Origin of the sequence: Pyrinomonas sp. (assembly GCF_040289685.1) — a bacterium.
Classification (GTDB): Bacteria; Acidobacteriota; Blastocatellia; order Pyrinomonadales; family Pyrinomonadaceae; genus Pyrinomonas.
In genome coordinates, this window is the sequence record NZ_PSLQ01000015.1 from 44461 (window position 1) to 53197 (window position 8737).

Genomic DNA, 8737 nt, shown 5'->3' on the forward strand with positions numbered 1-8737 from the left:
GAGAGCGGAAGACGATGCAGAGCGAAACGAAAACTGGGCGCGTCGGCGGCGTGATCGTCACGCACGGGCAACTGGCGACGGAGCTGTTGGCGGCAGCCGAGATGATCGTCGGGCCGATTGCGCACATCACCGCCGTGTCGATCGGGTGGCACGACGATGTTGACGCGGCGCGCGACGAAGTCGAACGGGCCATCGCGCGGGTCTCCGAAGGGCGCGGCGTCTTGATCTTGACGGATATGTTCGGCGGGACGCCGACCAACATCGCGTCGATGTTTCTCGCCGAAGGGACGGTGGAGGTCGTCACGGGCGTCAATCTGCCGATGGTCATCAAACTAGCGAGTCAAGCCGGGGATGAAACCCTCACGGAGGTTGCCCATCGCGTGCGCGATCAAGGGCGCGAAGGCATCTATCTGGCCGGGGAATTGCTGACGCCAGGTCCCAAGAAGTGACGAGGAGCGATCGGCTGATGGCGGAAAGGCTCGTGGTCGTCAAGAATCGCTTGGGACTACATGCGCGCGCCGCAGCACAGCTTGTGCGCACGGCCAGCCGCTTTCAGAGCGCGGTGCGGTTGGAAAGAACTGATGGCAGCGCTGTGGCCGATGCTAAATCCATCTTGAGCGTGCTCATGTTGGCGGCTTGTCGCGGGACGCAACTGCGCGTGACGGCGAGCGGCGAAGACGAAGCCAACGCCATCGAGGCGCTCACGGCGCTTTTTGAGAGCGGATTCGGGGAAGAAGCGGTTGAAGGGTGAGCACGAACGCCGTCGCGATCAGCGGCGTGTTGGATGTCAGCGAGCGCGCAAGCAATCGAAGGGCAGGCCATGGCGGAAAAGCATGAGACGGTGAACGCACGCGACAGAGGGGAGCGACGATGGCGCGGCTTGGGCGTATCGCCCGGGATCGCCGTCGGGCGCGTGCTGCGTATTCATGGCAGCGGACGGTACGTTTACCGCGCCGTGCTCGACGAAGCCGACATCGAAAAGGAGGTCCGACGTTTTCGCGCCGCCGTGCGATTAGCGAGGCGGCAACTGCTCGCCATTAAAGAACGCGCCGAGCGCGAGCTGGGTGCCGAACACGCCTACATCTTCGACGCGCATCTGTTGATGCTCGAAGACAGCAAGTTGCTCGAAGAGGTCGAGGCGCACATTGAGCGCGAGCGCGTCAATGCCGAATGGGCCGTCAAAGTGGTCGGCGATCGCTTGCTCGCCGTCTACGCCGAGATCAAAGACGAATACTTGCGCGAGCGCGGATCGGACATTGAAGACGTGGTCCGGCGTTTGTTGGTCGCGCTGAGCGGAGCGGGCGCGCATGCGCGTAGGCTGACCGAAGACGCGATCATCGTCGCCGAAGAGCTGTTGCCTTCGGCGGCGGCGGAACTCGATTTCGCACACGTGCGCGCCATCGTTTCGGACATCGGCGGTTGGACTTCGCACACGGCCATCATCGCGCGCGGTCTCGGCATCCCGGCGGTGGTGGGCGTCCGCAACCTGTATCGCCGCGCGCGCACAGGCGACGCTATCATCGTCGATGCGACGCAGCACGAAGTCATCCTTCACCCATCGAGCGAAACGCTGCAGTTTTACCGACAAGCGCCGACTCCCGCGCAAGAGATTTGCGTCTCGGACCTTTCTCCAGATCCGTTGTTTACGCTCGACGGCGTGGAGATTACCTTGCGCGCCAATCTGGAACTGCCAGCAGAGTATCAAGGCGTGCGTCGGTACGGCGCGCAGGGCGTCGGACTCTACCGTTCCGAGTTCTTGTGGTCACGGCACGATGGGGCGCCTACCGAAGAAGAGCAATACCAGACCTACGTTGAGATCGCGCAACTGGCCGGAGCCTATGGCGCTATGGTCCGGCTCTTCGATCTCGGCGGCGAGAAGCTCTCCGCTCACGCCCCAGAGCGGAATCCGGCGCTCGGCTTGCGCGCCATTCGGTTCTGTTTGCGGCACGAAGATATCCTCCGGACGCAGCTGCGCGCCGTGTTACGCGCAGCGGCGCACGGCCATCTCGACATCGTCTTACCGATGGTTTCGGATATTGCCGAAGCGCGCCGCACGCGCGCCGTGCTGGAAGAGGAACGACAACGGCTCTTGCGCCAAGGTCAAACGGCGGGCGAGGTCCGTTTGGGCGCGATGATCGAAGTCCCTTCAGCTGTGATGATGGCCGAAAAGCTCGCCGCCGAAGTCGATTTCTTCAGTCTCGGGACCAACGATCTGGTCCAGTATCTGTTGGCCGTGGATCGCAGCAACGACGAAGTCGCCGAGTGGTTTCGGTCGCTGCATCCGGCCGTGCTGCGCAGCATCTATCGAACGCTGGAGGCGGCGCGTGCCGCACCGATTCCGGCAGTGGTTTGTGGCGAAATGGCCGCCACGCCCGCTTATGCGCTTATTCTCGTCGGCTTGGGAGCGCGCGACCTGAGCATGACGGCCTCGTCGATCCCGCGCGTGCGCCGCGTGTTGCGGCAGATCGAAGCGCGCCGTGCGCGCGCCATCGCGCTCGAAAGCATCGGTTGTGCTACTGCCGATGAAGTCGAAGAGTTGGTGCGCGTGCGCCTGTCGACTGAATGGCCGCATCTTTTCCCACCAGACGCCTTGCCTCCGCCGAAAAACGCGCAGTAGAATTGGGCGTAAACGGTAGGCGTAAACGCGCAAAAGATGACGGCGCCGTGAAGATGGAGCGTCGGCCTCACCTGTGTTCATGCCGTCACTCTCCCCGATAGAATCCTGGCGCGTTGTGTTGAGTGAGATAGGTTGGGGCCGGAAAGTTGAGGGAGGGTAAGATGAATTCGGGAGCGTTCCCCATCGCCGCCATCATCGTCATCTTCAGCGCTTCGGCGCTCGGCGCGCTGCAAACAGGCAACGGCGCAACCGCCAATCAGTCCGCTGCGCAGGAAGAGAGGGTCTTCGTGCGTGGGAAATGGCTTTCGCGCAGCGAGTACTTGCGTGAGCAGGAACGGCGACGAAGACCGGAAGAAACAGGCATCGCTCCGCTAGCAGGAGCAGGAGACGAAACGCGCGCAGGAAGCGGAGGCGCCAACGCCTCTTTCGTCAAAGAGGGGGCCAACGCTGCTTCTTCCACGCCCAAAGAGGCTCGGCCGGTTGAAGATTTGACCGCGCTCACCAAAATCTATCGCGTCGGCGTCGGCGATGTGCTCGATGTACGCGTGCTCAACGCTCCGCCACGCAACAGCGAATCAACGCTCTACACCGTGCTCGACGGCGGCTACTTGGACTTCCCCTTAGCTGGCCCGCCGATGATCGTCGCTGGTTTGACCACGGAAGAGATCGCCGCCAAGATCGCTGGCGAATTGCGGAAGCGTGCCGTTTACGAGCAGCCGCTCGTCACTGTGACGGTGCGCGCCCACATGAGTCACACGGTGATCGTCACCGGCTTGGTCAATGAACCCGGAGCAAAGGTTTTGCGGCGCGAAGCCGTGCCGCTCTACGTCGTGCTGGCCGAGGCCCAGCCGCGCGCCGAAGCCGGCCTAGCGACCATCATCTCGAACAGAACTGGGAAGACCACCATCATTGATCTTGCCGATCCGGCGGCGACGACCATGCTCGTCTTTCCCGGCGATGTGGTCAACGTCGCGCCGCGGCCGCCCGCTTTCCTCTACGTCGGCGGCGACGTCAACATGCCCGGTCAAATAGACTTCCATCCGGGAATGCGTTTGACACAAGCGATACTCGCGGCTGGTGGAGCGCGCAGTTCATCCGCCATTTGGGTCAAAGTCTCGCGGCAAAAGGAGGATGGTCGCCTGACGTGGACGCAGTACAATCTGCTCGCTATCATGGATGGCGTCGAGCCGGACCCGGAATTGCGGCCCGGTGATCGCATCGAAGTCGGTCGTCGACGGTGGTGACGATTACAGAGCTGCGCTAATCGGATTCGGCTTGCCAGTAACCCAGCTCGGTTTGTGGGGCGTCGCTGCCAGACGGAAACTCTTCCATGCTCGTCATCGAACAGCGCCGCATCAGGGTGGCGAGATTGGTCCACGCCTTGATCGCCAAAGCCTTTTTGGACATCATCTTCATCATCGCGTTGGTGGCCAGCTCCAGCTTCCAACTTTTCGAGCCGCGTTTTCGCGGCAACGTTGATGAGGCCAACGCCGCGCGCGTCGCCGGATGGGTCGTCAATGCCGCTGTGCCCGCGCGTCGCGTGGAAGTGCAGCTATACATCGACGGGCGTTTCATCGCGCACAGCGTGGCCGATCTCCCGCGCCCCGATGTGGTCGCCGCCGGGCGGGCGAAAGATGCGGCGAGCGGATTTGAGTTCAAGACGCCTCCGCTTGATGCGGGCTTGCACGAAGCGCGCGTGTACGTCATGCACCGAAGCGAAGACGACGCGCGCCGCACGTTGCAGCTTCTGGGGAAACCTTTGGCGTTTCGCGTCGAACGCAGAGGAATCGCCGCCCCGAAAGAGGCTGCCGCGAACCGAGACGCGAGATGAGAGAGAGCGTCGGGAGATGACGGATGGGATCGGAGCAGCTCGCGCAACGCGATGAGAAGATCGTCGCCTTTTGGGAGATAATTTCGGTTGTCGCTTCGGTGTTGATCACCTCTTGGGTTGTCGTCCCGCTATCTGGAAGCAACCGGCTTGGCAGCGTTGTGCCTGGATTGCTGGCCGTCGCTTTCATGCTCTATTCGCACCGTCTGCACGGCGAGACGGCGCGCGAAATAGGTTGGCGCGTGGATAACTTCTTGCCCGCGACGTGCCTTCTCATCGGCCCGATGGTTTTGGGCGCGTTGCTTCTGTTGCTCGTCGGATGGGTCGCACGAAAGGCGGGATTGGGCGAGCCAGAACGGGTTCGCTCAGCGTGGTGGATTCTTCTGTGGGGGTTCGCTTGGGGGTTGTTGCAGCAGTACGCCTTGCAAGGATTCATTCACCGCCGTTTGCGTATCCTCCTCGGGCGTGGGCCGAAAGCCTATTTGAGCGTAGCGCTCATTTTCGCGCTGCTCCATGCGCCGAATCTTGGGCTGATGGCCGCGACCTTTCTCGGCGGGCTGATATGGGCGTCGGTGTACGATCGCGTCCCCAACCTACTGGCTCTTGGCCTCTCACATAGCACGATGTCTTGGTTGCTGATTAGAACCTTGCCTGATTCTCTCATCGTCGGTTTGCGCGTCGGATACAAATACTTCACCTGATGGCCCTTGTTGATCCGCTCATGTAGCTGCCGAACGCGCTGCCGTCGGAAAATAAACGCTGCATCCAATCTCTTTTCGACCGGAATGGCGCCCCACCGTGTCCGCCGGACGGAAGTCAGGGAATAAACGCTTCGCCAGATCGCTCTTTGACTCCTCAAGCACGCCTTCTCATCCTGAACGCTTTACCCAATAGCTTTTCGATCCGACCCTAAACCCCGGTCCGCTCCCTTTTGGGGCGCATGCAATCGCATCGAGCATCAAGGAAATGAAAATGGGGCCCGATTGCGACTATAAACTCATTGCAGCGCAACGTGTGCGCAAGGTCAGCGCAAGTGCGCCGAAACTTTTTGCGCTCATCTCGCGGTAAAAAGTGTATTTGCTTGTTGAACACTAGTTGTTTATAATTGAGATGTCGCGCTGAACGGGAGCCGAACGGGCGGTCGCTGCTTCGCCGTAATGGCGGAGGAGAGGAAAGTCCGAACACCGCAGGGCAGCGAGCCTGCTAACAGCAGGGCATCAAGCCCGCAAGGGGTTGATGACGACAAGTGCAACAGAGAATAGACCAGCCAGCGGACGGTGCGGTTGCGCACCGTTGCGGGTGATGGGTGAAACGGTGCGGTAAGAGCGCACCAGCGCATGTGGTGACACGTGCGGCTAGGCAAACTCCTCGCGGTGCAAGACCAAATAGGGGAACGCTTGAGGGCGGCCCGTCCGAGCGAAAGCCAAAACGGCTTTCCGCGTTCCCGGGTAGGTCGCTTGACCCATTCGGCGACGGATGGGCTAGAGGAATGATCGCCACCCTCGCAGTCGAGGGTACAGAATTCGGCTTACAGGTCGGTTCCCGTCGGCGCGACCCTCTTTCAAAGTTATTCAACCCTCATCGGAGAGAGCCGGAGATAAAAATGGCAAATCGCAAGGGAGTCTTCATTGGAGCTTACGTTCCAGTAGAACTGAAAGAATCTTTGCGACGACGTGCAGCCGCCGAACACCGGACGTTGTCGCAAGAGATCACGCGCATTTTGACCGAGGCTGTGCACGGGAAGAACCTCCCGCCGGGAGTTTTGGTGGATCGTCGCGGCCCCAATTCTGGTCCGCGACGGCGGGCGACCGATCCGTGGCCGCGGCGGCGCGCCTACGATCTGCCCTACGTCCCAGCAGAACAAGAACAAGGAAACGGTCGGTCAAGCGGCGATTGAAAGCGCCGCTCCTTGTCTGCGGGCGCCTCGCCACGTTACAGGCCCGTCCATCAAGTTTCTTATTATCTACCAACGGGTCGCGGGCGCGCTCGGCGACAAGGAGCGGGTACGGCGCTTGTACGATGAAGCGGTTCCCTCACGAGCGCTCTTCGCGCGGAACGAGCTGACAGAGGCAAACGATGGTTGCGTTCCGCAACTTCACCGATCGTCTTTGTGCGGAGTGATGCAAACTCGGTTGGCGATTTGCACAAGTTGAAAGACAACCCGACATAAGCTGCCTGCCAACGCGATAGAACGACTTTTCGATGAATCGTCGCTTACCAAAATTGCGCCGTAAAGCCCCGGCACGTCGTGAGCGGAGACGTATCGACAGTTAACCGGATTCTTCTCTCCAATCAGCCTTTTTAAGGCTTTGCTTCAACGAGCGGTCCTCGCGTATTCGCCTATCGGGTTAGGAAGAGAATTGCCACAAGGTTGGTGCTGCGTGATCTTTCTCGCTTCTATTGAGTTGAGAAGAGAGTTGCTTCGTTGGTCGGGGCGGCAGGATTTGAACCTGCGACCCTTCGCTCCCAAAGCGAATGCTCTACCAGGCTGAGCCACGCCCCGACTGATTCAACACGGCAAATTTTATAGTCTCTTTCGGGAAAGTTGAGACTAAATTTCCAACACACTAAAGATAAAGATTAGGCTGCTCAAGCAGCAACTTGAATTTTACTACGTTTGCCGGAAGAGCGCAACTAGCGAGCTACACAAACCCTTTCACAGAGGAGCGAAAGAAGCAACAAAGAGGCGATCGGCACAGCTTCCCTTTGTGCGAAAAAGGTTCATTAGCCGTGGAAGTTTCAGAAGGGACCAGCTAAGGCAGCCTCCTGCCCTAGCTGGTCCCTTCACTCGAGGATCGTCTTCGTTTATCGTCCTGCTTCGGCTCGGCTTGCCTTCGAGAAAGCCCTAGGCTCGCAGACTGCGTCCGGTTGCAAGCCTGTAGATGACCAGCACGACGATCGCGCCGAGCACGGCCAGCAGCAAGCCGGTCAACGAGAACGATTCGTTGACGTCCGGTCGACCCAGCAGATTGCGGCCTATGAAGCCGCCGATCACGGCACCGACGATGCCGAGTATGATCGTGACGATCGCTCCGCCTGGGTCCTTACCGGGCATGATCGCCTTGGCGATCAGTCCAGCGATCAATCCGAAGATGATCCATCCGAGAATATCCAAAATCATTTTTCAAACTCCTCCGTCCTTTGGTTTTGTTCCCTTCTTGCCAAACCCCTTGGAAGCCCCTTGAAGAGGGCGCCCCTTCGATTGTTATGGAGCGCTACGTCGCAACATCCGTGGGTGTACGCTTTTAGTGCTCTAATTCAGAGCCACGCTTTACGCTAGCAAATGGCAAACCAAAGAGCTTTGTGCTCAGCTCGGATAACTTGGAAAGGCGATCTGCGCGCTTGCGGCAGGGAGAGTTGAGTGTTGCGTTGGTTTTCAGGCAGCGAACTCTGTAACGCGATATCGCCGCCGCCCTCGGCAAGAGAAGAGGAAAGGGGGTTGTCACGAGCGACCGTTCGATTCACATCCGGCGTTGAAGTATCCACCCTTCAGCCGCGACCTTACGGGGGTTAGGCACAGTTGTTGCTCTGGTATGCCAACAGAGGACGAGGGGGAAGACTAAAATTGTACACGAAAGGAGAGTGGTAAAGATGGGAATTTTCGATCGCATGTTCGGACGCGGCGCTAGCACTGCAGCGCAACAGCAACCTGATGCCCAGCAAAAGTTCGAGCAATTGAAGAGCAAGTACCACACGGCTTTGACCGTTATGGATCAGCTCGGAGTGCGTTTGCAAAACCTTCACTTGCAGGACGATAAACTATTCATCCGGGGGGTTGCGCCTTCGCAAGAGGCCAAGGAGAAGGTCTGGGATCAGATCAAGTTGATTGACCCGAACTACCAAGATCTGATCTGCGACATCACTGTGGAAGAACAAGCGGCACCGCAAGCCCAAATGCAGACATACACGGTGCAACCGGGTGATACCCTGTCGAAGATCAGCAAACAGTTCTACGGTGACCCGGATGAATACATGCGCATCTTCTATGCGAATCGCGACAAGCTGAAGGATCCAGACAAGATTCAAGTCGGGCAGGAGTTGGTCATCCCGCCCGCAGAATCTTGAGCGTTGTCTGAATTCAATGCAACAGGCGGGCTTTTGAGCGCCCGCCTGTTTTCTTTCTCTAAGACCTGATTCACTTCTGAAACGCCAGCTTCGTGCGCCCCGATGTACCATCGCTTGTCGCGCCGCGAGCTTTGCTTGGAGGTATAAGGCGCGCACGTTGGTAGTAGAAAGAGCTTACGCAGTCGAACGCAGAGTCAACGATTCGCCGAGGCCGAGAAGCTCCATCC

Annotated in this window: 9 protein-coding genes, 1 tRNA gene and 1 other RNA gene; 9 read left to right on the forward strand and 2 right to left on the reverse strand. The window is 59.3% G+C overall.

The genetic code is table 11. The features are described from left to right. Positions 1-14: 14 nt before the first annotated feature. From C4334_RS05470 to C4334_RS05505, 8 genes are all read left to right on the forward strand, one after another. Entirely contained in the window at positions 15-449 is a 435-nt protein-coding gene (locus tag C4334_RS05470) for a PTS sugar transporter subunit IIA (RefSeq protein ID WP_352431077.1), read from the forward strand. Positions 450-466: 17 nt separating this feature from the next. After that, a complete protein-coding gene (locus C4334_RS05475) occupies positions 467-751 on the forward strand; it encodes an HPr family phosphocarrier protein (protein ID WP_352431078.1) in 285 nt (94 codons plus the stop codon). A gap of 69 nt (positions 752-820) precedes the next feature. After that, the gene (gene ptsP, locus C4334_RS05480) at positions 821-2617 is read left to right on the forward strand and encodes a phosphoenolpyruvate--protein phosphotransferase (protein WP_352431079.1); all 1797 of its coding nucleotides are present in this window, start codon (positions 821-823) and stop codon (positions 2615-2617) included. 161 nt (positions 2618-2778) lie between these two features. Then, the gene (locus C4334_RS05485) at positions 2779-3861 is read left to right on the forward strand and encodes a polysaccharide biosynthesis/export family protein (RefSeq protein WP_352431080.1); all 1083 of its coding nucleotides are present in this window, start codon (positions 2779-2781) and stop codon (positions 3859-3861) included. 86 nt (positions 3862-3947) lie between these two features. Then, on the forward strand, positions 3948-4448 hold the full coding sequence (locus C4334_RS05490) for a hypothetical protein (RefSeq protein ID WP_352431081.1): 501 nt from the start codon (positions 3948-3950) through the stop codon (positions 4446-4448). 23 nt (positions 4449-4471) lie between these two features. Continuing rightward, positions 4472-5146 carry a CPBP family glutamic-type intramembrane protease gene (locus C4334_RS05495; RefSeq protein WP_352431082.1) on the forward strand — a complete coding sequence of 225 codons (675 nt, stop codon included), beginning with the start codon at positions 4472-4474 and terminating at the stop codon, positions 5144-5146. 424 nt (positions 5147-5570) lie between these two features. Continuing rightward, positions 5571-5992, forward strand: an RNA gene (gene rnpB / locus C4334_RS05500) — RNase P RNA component class A. Between the two features lie 56 nt (positions 5993-6048). After that, positions 6049-6342 carry a hypothetical protein gene (locus tag C4334_RS05505; protein ID WP_352431083.1) on the forward strand — a complete coding sequence of 98 codons (294 nt, stop codon included), beginning with the start codon at positions 6049-6051 and terminating at the stop codon, positions 6340-6342. A 529-nt stretch (positions 6343-6871) separates the two neighbouring features. On the opposite strand, the gene C4334_RS05510 is transcribed toward C4334_RS05505, so the two are convergent. Together C4334_RS05510 and C4334_RS05515 are read right to left on the reverse strand one after the other, a co-directional pair. Continuing rightward, a tRNA-Pro gene (locus C4334_RS05510) sits at positions 6872-6948 on the reverse strand. Positions 6949-7290: 342 nt separating this feature from the next. After that, positions 7291-7566: a GlsB/YeaQ/YmgE family stress response membrane protein gene (locus tag C4334_RS05515; protein WP_502943404.1), complete on the reverse strand. Its 276-nt coding sequence runs from the start codon at positions 7564-7566 to the stop codon at positions 7291-7293. 470 nt (positions 7567-8036) lie between these two features. Here C4334_RS05515 and C4334_RS05520 point away from each other — a divergent pair, with 470 nt between their 5' ends. Next, positions 8037-8510 (forward strand): LysM peptidoglycan-binding domain-containing protein, encoded by a 474-nt coding sequence (locus C4334_RS05520; RefSeq protein ID WP_352431084.1) that lies wholly within the window; start codon positions 8037-8039, stop codon positions 8508-8510. Positions 8511-8737 lie beyond the last annotated feature (227 nt).